A 14,301-nucleotide genomic window follows, 5' to 3' on the forward strand; every position below is an offset into this window, starting at 1 on the left:
GCTGCGCGATGAACCTTTGCTGGCCTGGGAGCGTTTAGCAGGTTTTCTGGCTGGCCTTTTTAGAATTCAGGAGGAAGTCAAGACATGAGGATGAGCAAAAAATTAACCGGCCTAGTACTGACGGCGTTTGTATGCTGCGCCATGGCCTTTTCCAGTGGCAAAGGATCCGGCTCAGGCGGTGGTGGCGGTAATAGCGGTGGCTCCAATAGTGGTGGCGGCAACAGCGGCGGCGGAAATAGTGGTCGCAATGGAAACACCGTTAGTACCTCGTCAAAGGGTGGCAATTCCGGTGGCGGTAAAAACCAAACCGGCAATCAAGGCGGAGCACAGAACGGCAATCAAACCGCCAACCAGACTGCAGACAGGGGCGGCAGAAAACTTAGTTCGCTCAAGACCGTGCCTGTGCCAGGACCAACTGCCGCCGAGCTGAATGACGTTGTTCGCGACAAAGCTGCGGCAATCGCGCTGGGCAAGGCGTTCTTCTGGGAGATGCAGTTTGGCAGTGACGGTTTTACCGCATGCGCAACCTGCCACTTCAATGCCGGCGCTGACAGCCGCACCATGAACCAGGCTGATCCTGGCCTGCGTCGCGTGGATGGCAACGGAAATCCGTCTGCTGACTCCACCATTTTCCATCCCGGCTTTGGCCCGAACCACCAGCTCAGCGTCAGCGATTTTCCGCTGCACAAGCTGGCCGATCCCAACCGTGCAAACTCCGTGGTGCTTTCTGACAACAACAATATTGTCGGGTCCCAGGGCGTCTTCCGGAATGATTTCAATGACGTGGTTTTCGGTCTCGGCACTGAAGATGAAACATCTGTCGCCGATCCCGTCTGGTCCATCACTGATCCTTCCGGCGCTCCGCTTAACGTTCGGCGATCCACGCCGCGCAATGCTCCGCCAGTGATCAACGCGGTCTTCAACTATCGCAACTTCTGGGATGGCCGCGCGCAGAACACTTTCAACGGCGTGAATCCCTTCGGCACGGGTGATCCGAATGCCGCGCTGCTGCAAACCGACGCCTCCAGTCTGGACATTGTTCATGAAGTCACGCTGCGCCTCTCGAACTCCGCGCTGGCTTCACAGGCGGTTGGTCCTCCGGGCAGCGATGTCGAGATGTCCGCTACGGGCCGTCCTTTTGTAAAGATGGGCAAGAAGATGCTTTCGGTCACGCCGCTGGTCATGCAGCAAGTCTCGCCCCAAGACAGCGTACTCGGCAGCCTCAGTGCTGATCCTTTCACCGGCCTCAATACCGATTATGTCTCCATGATCCAGGCCGCGTTCCAGCCAAAGTGGTGGAGCTCAGACGTGATCGTGGACAAGGACAGCAATTTCATCCATCTGGGCCGGCCCATGAACACTGACGAATATTCGCAGATGGAATATAACTTCTCCATGTTCTGGGGCGTGGCTATCCAGATGTATGAGTCCACGCTGGTGTCAGACAGCTCACGTTTTGACCAGTTCATGGAAGGGAACCGCGGCGCCTTGAGCACTTTGGAGCAGCGCGGCCTCGATCGCTTCCAGGGCAAAGGCGGATGCACCAACTGCCACAACGGCGGCGAATTGACTGACGCAACGATTTCCAGCATAGCCTCTCGCGGCGTGGTAGAGCGCTTGCCCGGCGGACGCTGGCACGATGTTGGCTTCCATAACATCGGCGTCAGGCCCACTGATGACGACATGGGAATCGCTGCCTCCGATCCGTCAGGTCTCGCTTCGCTCTCCGCGGCGCAACTGGCCTCCATGGGACAGCTTTCCGGAACGGCCGTTCCCGCTGGTGCGCCGGTTGCGGTGCGCGGAGCGGTAAAAACTCCGAGCCTGCGCAACATCGAGCTCACCGGTCCATACTTCCTCAATGGCGGCCAGGCCACTCTTGACCAGGTTGTGGACTTCTACAGCCGCGGCGGCGATTTTCCCTCCGCAGATGTTGATCCCAACTTGCAGCGCGCCGGCTTCAGCGCGGATGACAAAGCAGCAGTCGTTGCGTTCCTGAAGTCGCTCACCGATGAACGTGTTCGCTCGCAGAGCGCGCCTTTCGACCATCCTTCATTGATCGTTCCCAACGGCATGGTCATTACCGATGGAGTGCTCAACGAGCAAACCATCACCATTCCAGCAGTCGGCGCAGGCGGCGGCTCTCCGTTGACCAAGTTCTGCGCAGGTTTGGATGGTGGTCCCAGCCCGGGCTGTAACTGATCGCCGTTGTCGTAGCGCAGCCGCGCAGCGCATTGCCGCAATGCATGTACTCAATGCATAGCGCAGATGCAGATGCAAAGATCCGAATGGCCCTCAAGGACCTTCCCCCAGCGGGGCCTTCGGATCTTTCCATGCAAGTCTGGGGCAAGTTTTTGAACGAATGGCCGGCGCAGAGTTAGCCCTGCACAAGCTCACTCGCTTTTCCCTCCTCTGGGGCGCTGGCTGCGTGCGGAACGGAGGCCGCCTTCACCTCCGTTTCCGCGCGAAGCACTTAGACCGAAAGAAAGGAGGTAAAGATCAGCAGTAAAAACGATGACCCAAAATTTCTCCTAAATCAGCAACACTTTGAAGGACTGGGATAGCACGCCTGCTTCTCCAGTCCTTCTTTTTTGCTTTGAATGTTAGATCTTCGACCGCCGCAAGTCGGTTATTTAACTACGCTTCGAGCGTTACACCCAATAAATCTGACCCCAAGTTGTCCCTTGGGAACATGAATACTGAGCCTCTTGCCGTTGCGCAGGACTAAAAGTGTCCTCATCCGGTCTTGGCCCGCGTCGAACTGCTTCGTCCACTCAAGGCCGTTATAGCTCCTGCCGTCATACTCCAGGAGGACATCTCCTATATGGAGACGAACTGTCTTGGCAATGCTCTTGCTATCGCCGGGGAGTTCGGCCACGACCGGTATTATCGTCTTCCCAGTGTTACGGAGGAAGGCCAGGGATGCCTCGGAGGGAATGCAGTTGCCGTTCGCCATTAGCCGAAGAACGAGAACGCTGAACCGATCATAGTAGTCCGTTTCGAGCTTGTTGCCGGCGGAATCCTTCACTACCCGAACCCGTGCGTATCCGTTCAGCGCTTCCAGGGGCTCACCCCTTGTGTCGAAGCTGGCGAGTTCGATCATGTTTCCTTTCGCGTCGTACTGAACGCTCCCGCTAGCCACACCCATCTCCGGTGAGATCATAGGTCTGTCATTCAAGTCAAAGTATGCTTCTTTTACCACCCGTCCACTCTTGTCATACTCTTTCCGCAGAATGGCGCTCCAGCCACGTCTAATCACTGGCTTCTCGTCTGTACCAAAATAGCGGGTTATAAGTGGGTTTCCATTCTGGTCCAGCTCATAGCGGACAATCGCATAGCCTTCTGTGTTCGCTTTCAGGCTACCTTGCTCATCGTGATAGGACTCTTCAATTACCCGCCCCATAGAGTCATGTTTTTGGCGGGTGCTTACTGTTCCGGGTTCAACGCTGGCGATCTCATGTCCAGAGCCATCCTGCTTCGTTTCACGGATCTTCCGTCCGATCGCATCGTACTCCGTCAAGATGCGCGGCGCGCCCACCGGGCCCGGTTTGGGTCCGTTGACTCCGAAGTACTCCACCACGGTACGCTGTCGCTTGGCATTGTATTCATAGCGAATACGCGCAATGCCAGCTTTATTTTCTGCGAGCCGATCGTCTTCGACGGGCCGGTCAACCTTACCGTAGTGGGTCTCCTCCACGAGAAGTCCTCGTTCGTCGTACCTGAACGCCACCCTGTGGATGCCCTCCTTATCGGCTACAGGGTTCCCAGCGGCATCGAAGTATTTGATCTCACGAGGCTCGCCAAACTGGTTGTACCGAGACTCCTTGCGATGATATCCAAGCTTGGATAATATAGGTTTGTCATTCGGGCCAAAGTAGGCTGTGACCAAGATATTGCCGAAGCGGTCATAGCTTTGTGTGTACTTGTGGCTGCCGTCCGTTGAATCCAGACAAGGCTGTCCGTCAATGCCATAATAGCTTTGGTCAACCAGACGCCCACGTCCATCGTAGTGAGAGCGCGCGGAATGATATTGGTCATTGTTAAGGGTGGGCTTAAGATCGGGCCCAAAAAAGGCGGCTTCAACTTCGTTACCCTCATCATCGCTTTTGAGCCTTGCGAGATGGAACCCACTCACGCCCTTTGTGGGGAGTTGGTTCGGCCCGTAATACGCATAGGTTGACATAAAGCCGCGCGCATCGTAGTTGTACCGAACCTCGTAACCTCCTTCCAGCCCTATCACCGGCTGACCCCGCCGGTCGAAATAAGAAGACTGCAGTAGCCGATTGTTCGGATCATAGACCAATGCCATCCGGTGAAAGCTCGGTTCCGTCACGCGATCCATGGCGTTGCCCTGGACGTCAAAATAGCGCATCTCGGTGGTATTTCCATGGTTGTCATAAGCAAACTTCACTATGTGAGCGCCTTCTTTTTGGTCGATCACCGGCGCATTGTTCACATCGAAAAAGCTCATTTCCCTAAGGTTGCCCCACCGATCATTACCAAAGCTCACCTTGCTCCAGCCACGTTGAGTAAGAAGCGTCTCGCGGCCGTTCGCGTCAAGAGCGATGCCTGTAACCTGGTTGCCATCGTGGTCATATTCGACGACAAAGCTCGCATTGCCGGCGGAGTCGTTCATCGGGTGGCCGTTGCTATCCAATGAGGTGTCTTTAGTTTGACGTCCGCTACTGTCATATTCGAGAGCCTTGCCGAATGCCTGGTCGGGGCCGGGCGACGGCTTCCCGTCCCTGTCGAGATATCGGCGCTGGATCTCATTGCCGTTATTGTTGTACTGAAATTCAATGATTTCGGCCCGGCTTTTGCTCTGTGGCATGGGCAAGCCGCCCGGCCCGACGAATGTCGCCTTTCTTACCAAAACTGCATCTGATCTCTTCCTAGCGGAGTTCATAGCAGCGTCTGACGGTGCATACGTGAAGCCCCATACCATGCGGTGATTTTCATCCCAGGCAGTCTCGTAAACAAGCTGGCCTTCGCTGTCGTAAACGAATTCCCAACGGCACGCTTTGGGCGAGCGATCCTCGTCTTCGGAGCCAGTGTTGAGGTAGGTCCCCACATTGTTGTTCTTGGTAAGCCTGCCCGTGCTGTCAATTGCTTCCATGGCCAAAATTTCGCCCCAAAATCCTTTTTTGACTACTCTGAGAGACGATTGGCGGTGTCGCACGGCCTCGGAGGACAGCCGCCCGTAAGGCTTGATGACGCCAAAGCGCTTCGTGAAATCCCTGTAGTAGGACTTGAAGGGGTGGACATATGCTGCCCACCAGAACACCGCGGCTGCCACTGCCACAATTGCTACTACCACTGCCACGGCAGTGCGCACATGGGACCGAGCCAGGGCGCGTTTGAGTTCCGCGTGCTTGCGTTCTTCCTCGGCGTGCCTCTCGCGGGCCAGCCGCTCATCGCGGCTTTTCTTGACCACCTTTGTCAGCAGATCATGCGACAGTTCCACATGACGGGTTCCCAGCCGCTCTTCGACCCGCAGCAGACGCCGGTCGACCAGGGTGGCTAAGTCGCTTGCCGAGACGCCTTCCGCCGCGGCTTCTGAAGCAGGAACAGTCCCGCGGAAGCCGGTCGCGGTAAGCAGACGGTCTTCCACAAACAGCCGGACCGTGCTGCCTAGCCCTTCCAGGCTGCGTTCGTACAACGCCTCAATGATCTCACCCTTCTCATGAGCCACAAGATCACGGGTGATACTCTCTTTTCCCAGCGCCATCATACGCAGAAACAACTCATGGCACATCACGCTCAGATAAGCTGGCTCGATCTCCGCAAGCGGATCGGGATCTTTTCTCTCGCCTGCATGGGCCAGTACAGCTACGATGTCACGCGCCACGTCTTCGCTTACCCACGGCTGGCCTGCATTGACAATCACCTGGAGCGCTCGATTACTGTCGAGAGGATTGAGGGCAAAGCGATTGCGCATGACCGCGGGTAAAACGGGCTGGAGAGTATCCAGTTTGGAAACGAAATCCTCGCGCAGTGACAATACAATCCTGCAATTCGCGCTTTCGCTTTGGATTGTGAGCCGCTCGCCGGATTCCTCAATGCGGCGATGAACCGCGACAGGCACACGGTTCTCTGCCAGATCGGCCAGCTGCTCCAGAAAATCAGCGGCGAGCTTAGCGCCTTTTCCAAGCGTGAAGAGTTCTTCAAACTGATCGAACATCAGAATGGGCGTGACGCGGTCATTTCGCGGCCCCCAGAACTCGCTGGCATGAAAGAACTCCCAGAGTGTTGCGTTTGGAGGTAAGGCCGCCGTCTGCTCGATCTGAACTCCGTGCTCGCTGGAGGCTTTGAGCGTCTCCAGTTTTACCTGCTCGACTGGAGCGATCTTCTCGTCTGAAAAGTCGAGCCGCAGCAGCACCGGCAGGTAAACGCCGGAGCGCAAACGAGGGACAACCCCGGCTCGCAGCAGCGAGGTTTTGCCCAGACCGGACCGTCCATATAGAACAGTGAGTGTTTCCCGCTGGATCATGCGCACCAATTCCGCGATCTCGGGTTCCCGGCCAAAGAACAGTTGGTGCTGTTGTTCGGTGTAATAGGTCAGTCCAGGCCACGGGTTGTCCATGGCAATCGCGGTAGCTGGGGGATGGGCGATCATCGTGACCTCCGGTAATTTCGGATTCCACGGCTCAGAACTTCAATGAATTCCTGCGGCAACCCGCCGTCACGCAGACGAGTCCAGTGCAAATCCCGGTATGGCGCATCCACGAATGACGCGCTAGAGGGCGTGTCGTCGATGACTACTGCCTGCAAAAAGCAGTCATCTTTATGGCGTACTTCAGAAGCACGTTCGGCCCACTTCCATTCTCGAAAGACAAAGCGTCCCTTTGCACCGGTTCGATCCAGGGAACGGGAGACGATTGCGATGAAGAATGACGCGTCTTCGATATTTTCCCGAATGACCCGCTGATATTCCTCTCCCGGTTCAAGACCACGTTCGTCCATCCAAGTGTCGATGTGGGCTGCTTCCAGTTGATCCCGGATTTCCCTCACCGTGGCACGATCTTCGCTGGCGTAACTCAGAAATACCGCGCCCCTCTTGAAAGCGGGAGGTGCATCTGGCGACTTGCCTTCCGGTTCCCCAGAGTCCGGCCGCTTGTACCGGCTCCGCCAGCGTTTATGTAGTTCGTCGACGAAAGCCACAGGAGACTGCTCCGTGAGCACGTGCGCGCGCCGGCGCTTCAGGTAATCTGCCAGACCCGCATCGCAATGCGCGCTAATGTAGTAGATATTGATTGTTTCTTCGTGCCGTGCCGCCGGCAACGCGCCTCCGTGTAAGGCGTGAATAAAAAACCGTCCCAGCCAGTCCGGGAAATTACAGCCTAGTAACAAAACCGCTTTTTGCTGGAGGTAGTCATAGAGACGTTGAGGCGCGTACTGCTGATCCAGCAGGGACCAACTGTATTCGATCATGTCGTCTTCATTCTTGGCGAAGTCTCCCGCTACTTTACTGCTGGCCCCGAACAGGTAGAACAGACCGAGCATGTGCGAATCGGTGAAGTCGCCTGGCAAATCCGTCCGGGTTTTTGCGCCATGGGGCGTAAAGATAATCTCCTCAATTCGCTGGTGTTGTGACGCGCGCGCCTCTTCCAGCGCGTTCTTGAGCAGGTGATCGATGCTAGTGGTCACGTAGAGAGAAAAACTGAGGATCTCTGCCAGCTTCCGCAGCGCGCCTGGAACAGGCCATCTTGTATCTCGAAGCACAGAGTCGATGTCGGATGCCAAGTCCCCAAGATTCTCCTTCTGGCTCAGTTCATTGGTGACTCTATACAGAGTGGATGCTGAGTCGCCATTTGGAACCGCCAAACCGGTCTGGTCAGCCAATGTGCGCCCCCACAAGTTGTAAAGCGGCGACTCCTGTCCCGGTTCACCAGATATGAGCAGTTCTGGGCCAACCACTGGAACCACGCATCCTTCAAGAATAAGATTGATTAGCTTGTCCCACTCTCGCTCGGTCAGTTGTGAGGTGATTGATGGCAAAACGGTAGATACATTCATTCGTTCTGGCCTCCAAGTACTTTCTGGTGCAAGACATTGCCACCCGCGTGCAACTTGCTACAAGGAGGGGGATAAGGTTTCCACTTTGAAAGGACCTGATGTAGCTAGTTTTGACCATACTCTCAGCGAAACTCGAGGTCTGTGATCCACATCACAAAACTCCCATCGACATCAGTTAAGAGAAAACTTACAAGCCACGAGATGAAAGTCAATAACACAGCAGATGCTGTAGCAATGGACATATTAAAGAAGGCTGCAATAACTATAATGTCGCCTTATGAGACTGGTTTTGGCTGTGTGCGCTCTGCCACCATCCGCGCGGCGAATCCGTAACAAGGCTCTGGTTTGCGGTGTTTGCTGCTCTTGCAAGTAGTTTGGGGGCTGCCGTTTGCGGGGATTTCTTCGGCAGCCCCGTTTACGGCTGTAGTACCATCGGGCTGGCCCACAGTCGCAACTTGTTGGTAAGCGCGTGTGCGCGTTACCTATCTCAATCTCAAAACTTCCGCCGTGCGGGCTACTGCCGCATGTTCCCGCCGCCGACACCTGTCGTAATTAATAGGCCCCAGAATTTAGTTTGGGGCTGCCGTTTTGCGGGGCCGGCAGCCCCGTTCACGGCTGTAGAACCATCGGGCTGGCCCACAGTCGCAACTTGTCGTTCAAAACCATTCCAGGCAGTCTGTGCAGAGCACGTCTGCCTAAAACACGTCTATGTAAAGCATGTCACCGCCATCGCACTATCACTCGCAGAAACCCTTGCCCTCATGGCTGCGCTCACAAAAGCTCCGTTCACGAATTCCTCTGCGTAAGAGGAAAAAACCACACCCGGCGGGGAGACCCTGTCCTGCGCGGACGGAATCGAAACAAGAATTCATTCCACCAGCCGGGTGCGGCACCACCTTCGAGCTCCACTGGAAGGCAGTTGAACTTATCCGGCAGCCTGCGTCTTGTCTGGCGGCCGGCAAAGCCCTCTTAAACTTTTTGAATAGGTCGCGGCGAGCACCTTCCCGCCCGGTTGCCGGGGAAGAGCTGTGGCCGTGGCCGAAAACACTTCAGTCATCGCCCATAAGCGAGCGCTGATTCATGTCCGGAAGGAAAACAAGCCTCTTAATTGTCAGGACCGCTGTCCTGGCAAAAAGAAAAACGGCATGTCGCGGCGGGCGTTATTTTTATTGTGTGAGGATGTATCGTCGCCTCTCTGAAAGGCGCGATTTTTGTTGGCTCCGCCGCCAACGATCTCTTTTACTAAGAGTTTGTTGAATGCATTGTGGACTCGTGCGGGCTTCCAAACTGTTCCCAAAAGAACACATTTGGCGAAAAGTTCAATACGCTTTTCCCAAAATGGAACGCTGACCTTGTACGGAAGGACAACATCAACGCAGTCGATAAGCGAGATCTAATTTTCTTTGGAAATAATCGATCTGAGCGAACTGCGGACCAGCAGGTCGCCGCTGTAATCACCATCGTAGTCAATCAGGCCCTGCTTGCGGAAGTTATTTAAGAAAGTGCTTACCCGCGATCGCGACGTGCCGACAATCTCTGCCAGCGTCTCCTGGCTCACCTTGGGAATCACGATCTCCGACTGGCCTGAACCCTCGAAGCCGGCCAGCAGCAACAGGACGCGGGCCAGCCGCTTCTCGGCGGTATGAAAGAGCCGGTCAATCATGTCTTCCTGCATGCGCACGTTTCGCGCGACGATAAACGACACGAAGAACTTGAAGAACTGCTGGTCGCGTCGCAAGACCTCAAGGATGGCTTTGCGCTCTGTCCGCAGCACCATGCCTTCGCAGATGGCAATGGCGCTTGTCGTGCGTATCGCATCATCTGCCGCGATGCATTCTTCGCCCAGGAAATCCCCCGCTCGCAACAGCGCAGTCGTCGCTTCCTTGCCTTCCGCGGAAACAGCCGTCAGCTTGATCCGCCCCTTGAGCAGATAAAATATGCAGTCCGCGGGCATGGCTTGGTAAAACACCGCATCTTTCTTTTTCAGTCGAATGACGCTGCTGTTGACACCCGGTGCGCGCAAACACGCCACCGGGCCGTCAGCCCAGGCAGGTGGGGCTTTGGTCCCCTGGCCGGAAGCAGGGACTATTCTGTTGTCAGGCTTGCTGTCTCTTTCCATCCGTCAGCTCATCCGTAGCGAAAACACTGATCTTGCACTTGCGCAGCGACGCCCGCCCGGAAAACGGGCATCGCTGCTTTCTGCTCACGTCAAACTTTTTTTTTCATGGCTCCGGAAGCGGCCTTGGGCCCACCGGACGCCTGAGAAGATTCGGATCAATCGTTGGCTGGACCGGTGGTGGCGTGCCACCACTTCCGGTCGTTGGAACTTCATGCGGCATCAGCACGAGTGCATAGTTGTTTGCCGGATTTGGATCTCTGCCCTGGAACCTGACTCGCGCCGCGGCTTTGGCGGTGCTTGCGCTTGGCGCTACTTCCACGATCACCGTCCAGCTCTGGCCCGGAAGCAGAGTGCCCACCCGGCACTCGAAGCGAGTCGCATTCATGATGCCTTTCGACTGCGTGCACGTCCCGCCCAATGAGTCCGTCATCGACTGAATTGTTGCGCTCGCGGGCAAATGCTGTACCAGCACAACGCCACTCGCCGTCATCGACCCAAGATTCCTGACTTGCCATGTGACTGTTCCACTCGCAGCTCCATCAGCGTAACTCCCGCTCAGCTCAAGATCAGTAATGCTCGCTGGTGCAGGTGCAGGAGTTGGGCTTGGCGTCGGCGTCGGACTTGGACTGGGATTTGGAACGGGAACTGGCGTTGGTGTTGGGTTTGGCGCAGGAGCCGGAGTCGGACTTGGCGTCGGCGTCGGATTTGGGGGAGGGGGAGGATCCGCGACATTTGTTGTCACGCTGGCAATTCCACTTGCCGGATTCGCCAAAGTCATCGCGTGGCCGGTTGCATCTTGCGCCTGTAGGCTGGATTTATTTGTCACCGTCGCCAAAACGGTCTCTGTGATTCCAACAGCTACGGTAGTTCCAGCAGGCACGCTGCCAAGATTGCACGTAACCGCTGCGGCCGCTGTGGTGCATGTTCCCTGGCTTGGCCTTGCAGAGGCAACCGATGCGCTGCTTGCCGCGAAAGCGTCCGTAACAATTACTTGAGGCACTGCCGCGCTGCCGTTGTTCGTTACCAGGATTGCGTATCCAGCATTGGAGTTCGTGGGTAACGAAGTTGGCCCGCTGATGCTTACCGCAAGATTCGCCACCGCTGGCGCTGGAGGCGGCACCGGCGGAGCCGGCGCCGATGGAGTGACCGCGTTCGACGGCAGAGATGGCAGGCTATCGCCGACCTGGTTAGTCGCAACCACCACGAATGTATAAGTAACGCCATTCGTTAAGCCAGTGATTAAGACTGACGTCTGGGCTGCCGGGACGGTGATCGATCGCTCAATCTGGTTTTGAATCTCCACATCAACGTGATAGGTAATGATCGGGAATCCGCCGTTCAGATAATCCGGAACCCCAGTCCATGCAACTGAAGCTGACGAATCGTGTCCAGCAGCAGCCACGTTCGTCGCCGGCTTCGGCACCGACGGCGCAAAGGGCATGATGATCAAGCTGGGTTTTGAAAATAGGCTGGTTCCAACGTCATCCGTTGCCGCAACTTCAAATTGATAACGAACGCCGTTGACCAATCCATTGATGGTGATCGATGTAGGCACCTCTGTGGAGCCCGGCGGCGCAGTCACGATTACATCCGGCATGCTCAAGCCCGGAGAATTAAATAGATTATGCACCGTGTAGCTGGTCACAGCCTGTCCGTCTGGAGACGGAACCCAACTCACCTGCGCTGATGCATTGCCGGCTGTCGCCACCACATTCAACGGCGGGCCCGGAATAGCCGGTGTAACCGGCTGCGGAGCTACCACCCACCAATGCCCCTGTTGCGGCAAAAGACCCGCCGCCGGATCGTCAGCCACGTACAGCGTCAGGTCACCGGGATCCAGAGTCATGGCGCTGAGCAACTGGAAACCGCTGGCGTAACTCAGGTTGACCTGGAACGACACTGGATCAACCAGAGAGATGCTTCCCGGCTGCCCCACAAACAGAGTTCGGCCATTCAGCGCAGGATAGATCTGGTCGCTCATCACAAACGATGGAGTAGCCGTTTCTCTCTGCAGAAAATTGGTGCCGTGGCAGGGATTCAGCCCATTCTGCGGCGTCATGCATTGGTCGGCGTTGGGAATGATGAACGCCGCGCGTCCGTCACCACCATATAGATCGTGACCAATCCATCCCAAACCCATATCTCGAACGTTGTCCGGGGTGCTGCCGATCACCTGCACGTTGGTGCAGGGCACGGGATCTGTGGATGGCGCGGTTATTCGAAGAATGTCGCCGCTGGCTTTAAAACCTACATAAAGATTATCGTCAGGGCCCAGCACCGCGGAGTTAGGAACGTTCCCGGCAATGCCGCAACCTGGAAGTCCGTTGCGTCCTACACCGCCGTTTCCGGCCAACACTTCCTGGTGGATGATATCGATGCCGCCATGTCCATTGTCTGCCCCTGGAATAAAGTGCAGACGGAAAACACCGTGGGTGTTGGATTGCATGTCCACGGTGTAAAGATTGTTGGTGTTTGGATCAAAGGCCATCTGTCCCGGCTTGAACTGCACTCCGGCAACAAACGGAATGCAGGTGGCCGCATTCATCAAGTGTGGGCCGGGAGAATCAATATCAGGATCGAGCCTGCACAAGCCAAATCCGCCTGTGTCGCCTGACCACAGATGCCGATACGGCTTGCCGCTGGCAGGGTTGATCCCCGAACCGGTCAGTACCGCGCCGCCCGCGGGAGCTGTTACGCCATCGGCAAACTTTACCAACGTTGCAGGACGAATGCTCAAGCCATGAGTGCCAACATTCCACCAGCGTCCAAAGCCGCCGGCAATTCCTTCTGTAGGATCATCGGCGATATACAGGTTCATGTTTGTGCCGTCCAACGCCATGCCGCTCAAGAACTGAAAGCCTGAGGCATAGTTCATGGTGACCTGCATGGTTGCCAAATCAACCAGGGTCACGTCACTGGGATTGCCGACAAATAAGTTTCTTCCGTTGAGCGCAGGGTAAAGCTGATCACTCATTACAAAGCTGGGCACGGCGGTTTGCGCCACAAGAATGTTGGTGCCGTGGCAAAGCGTGTTGCCATTCTGCGGCGTAAGGCATTGATCGCCGTTGGGAATCACCCACGCTGCGAGTCCGTCGCCGCCAAAAAGATCATGGCCAATAAAGCCCAGGCCAAAGTTCTTTCTGCCGTCCGCAGTGCTTCCGATCACTTGCACATTGCCGCAAGGCAGCGGCTCGGTTTGGGGGGCGGCCACCCGCAGGATGTCTCCGCTGGCTTTAAACCCTATATAAAGGTTGCCGTCAGGCCCGAGCACGGCAGAATTGGGAACGTTTCCGGCGATACCGCAGCCGGGCAATGCCTGCCGCCCTGCGAGCTGGTTGCCGCCAAGAACCTCTGTGTGAATGGGATCTACGGAGCCATGGCCGCTTCCTCCCGAGGGAAGGTAGTGCAATCGGAAGATCCCTCGGGAGTTGGCCTGCAGGTCCACCGCATAAATGTTATTAAGAAGAGGATCGAAAGCGAATTGACCGGGCTTGAACTGGACGCCATCAACAAAAGGCATACAAAATCCGGCGTTTAAAAAATGCGGCCCGGGCGTGTCCACATCCGGGTCAATACGGCAAAGGCCAAAGCCTCCCTGATCACTGGTCCATAGATGACGATATGGTGCGCCGGTCTTTGGATTAATTGCGGTGCCACTCAAAACCATTCCGCCGCCGGGTGAAGTTACACCCGTGGCAAACGGCGTTGGCGTTTGGGCGCTTAACGTGGGAGGCGCCATGCCCGCGAAGATTACAAGGCTGATCCAAAATCTTGAGGCCAGGCACGCCATCAGGTTGAGCCATGGTCTTAGAACTGCGTTGATTGTTCCATCCGTCGTGCCCGTTAAGTCCATCATCGTCGTCATCCTTTACTGTCTGGAGGCTACTGAATCGAGAAAGCCAAATTCATTTGAGCGCAAGAGGTCCCGTCCGCTTGACGGAGAACCGCCGCGAGCCAAAAAACTTTATTTCTTTGCGATAAACGCTATGCGCGCTGTGCTGGGCTGATTGGACCGTAAAAGGAAAGCTGGCTAAAACTACGTAAGAGTCGTCACGCTTTTGAGCCGGGTGTAATGCTTGCCTTCCACTTCCGCCGATCAGGGCCACAGCACAGATGGGTCCACCCAGGAGCCTGAAAACTTTTCAGTCTTGATGGTTTGCCGGGAACTG

Annotated in this window: 5 protein-coding genes; 1 reads left to right on the plus strand and 4 read right to left on the minus strand. The window is 56.1% G+C overall.

Features of this window, described 5'->3' with window-relative positions:
- The first annotated feature begins 141 nt into the window (after positions 1 to 141).
- The gene (locus LAO76_11650) at positions 142 to 2,199 is read left to right on the plus strand and encodes a cytochrome C peroxidase (GenBank protein MBZ5491575.1); all 2,058 of its coding nucleotides are present in this window, start codon (positions 142 to 144) and stop codon (positions 2,197 to 2,199) included.
- Positions 2,200 to 2,626: 427 nt separating this feature from the next.
- Here LAO76_11650 and LAO76_11655 read toward each other — a convergent pair whose 3' ends face one another.
- From LAO76_11655 to LAO76_11670, 4 genes are all read right to left on the minus strand, one after another.
- Positions 2,627 to 6,613, minus strand: coding sequence for a hypothetical protein (locus LAO76_11655; protein ID MBZ5491576.1), 3,987 nt, complete (start codon positions 6,611 to 6,613; stop codon positions 2,627 to 2,629).
- A complete protein-coding gene (locus LAO76_11660) occupies positions 6,610 to 8,013 on the minus strand; it encodes a toll/interleukin-1 receptor domain-containing protein (protein ID MBZ5491577.1) in 1,404 nt (467 codons plus the stop codon). Before LAO76_11660 ends, LAO76_11655 begins: the two co-directional genes overlap by 4 nt.
- A gap of 1,393 nt (positions 8,014 to 9,406) precedes the next feature.
- Positions 9,407 to 10,132, minus strand: a complete 726-nt coding sequence (locus LAO76_11665; GenBank protein MBZ5491578.1) for a Crp/Fnr family transcriptional regulator — start codon at positions 10,130 to 10,132, stop codon at positions 9,407 to 9,409.
- A 103-nt stretch (positions 10,133 to 10,235) separates the two neighbouring features.
- On the minus strand, positions 10,236 to 13,988 hold the full coding sequence (locus LAO76_11670) for a DUF11 domain-containing protein (protein MBZ5491579.1): 3,753 nt from the start codon (positions 13,986 to 13,988) through the stop codon (positions 10,236 to 10,238).
- Positions 13,989 to 14,301 lie beyond the last annotated feature (313 nt).

The sequence above is a fragment of the Terriglobia bacterium genome (assembly GCA_020072645.1).
In the GTDB taxonomy this organism is placed as follows: Bacteria; Acidobacteriota; Terriglobia; order Terriglobales; family Acidobacteriaceae; genus Angelobacter.

Excerpts from the sequence above, each read along its gene's own strand:
- LAO76_11670 (MBZ5491579.1), bottom strand. The coding sequence starts at position 13,988 with ATGATGGACTTAACGGGCACGACGGATGGAACAATCAACGCAGTTCTA.
- LAO76_11660 (MBZ5491577.1), bottom strand. The coding sequence starts at position 8,013 with ATGAATGTATCTACCGTTTTGCCATCAATCACCTCACAACTGACCGAG.
- LAO76_11665 (MBZ5491578.1), bottom strand. The coding sequence starts at position 10,132 with ATGGAAAGAGACAGCAAGCCTGACAACAGAATAGTCCCTGCTTCCGGC.
- LAO76_11655 (MBZ5491576.1), bottom strand. The coding sequence starts at position 6,613 with ATGATCGCCCATCCCCCAGCTACCGCGATTGCCATGGACAACCCGTGG.
- LAO76_11650 (MBZ5491575.1), top strand. The coding sequence starts at position 142 with ATGGCCTTTTCCAGTGGCAAAGGATCCGGCTCAGGCGGTGGTGGCGGT.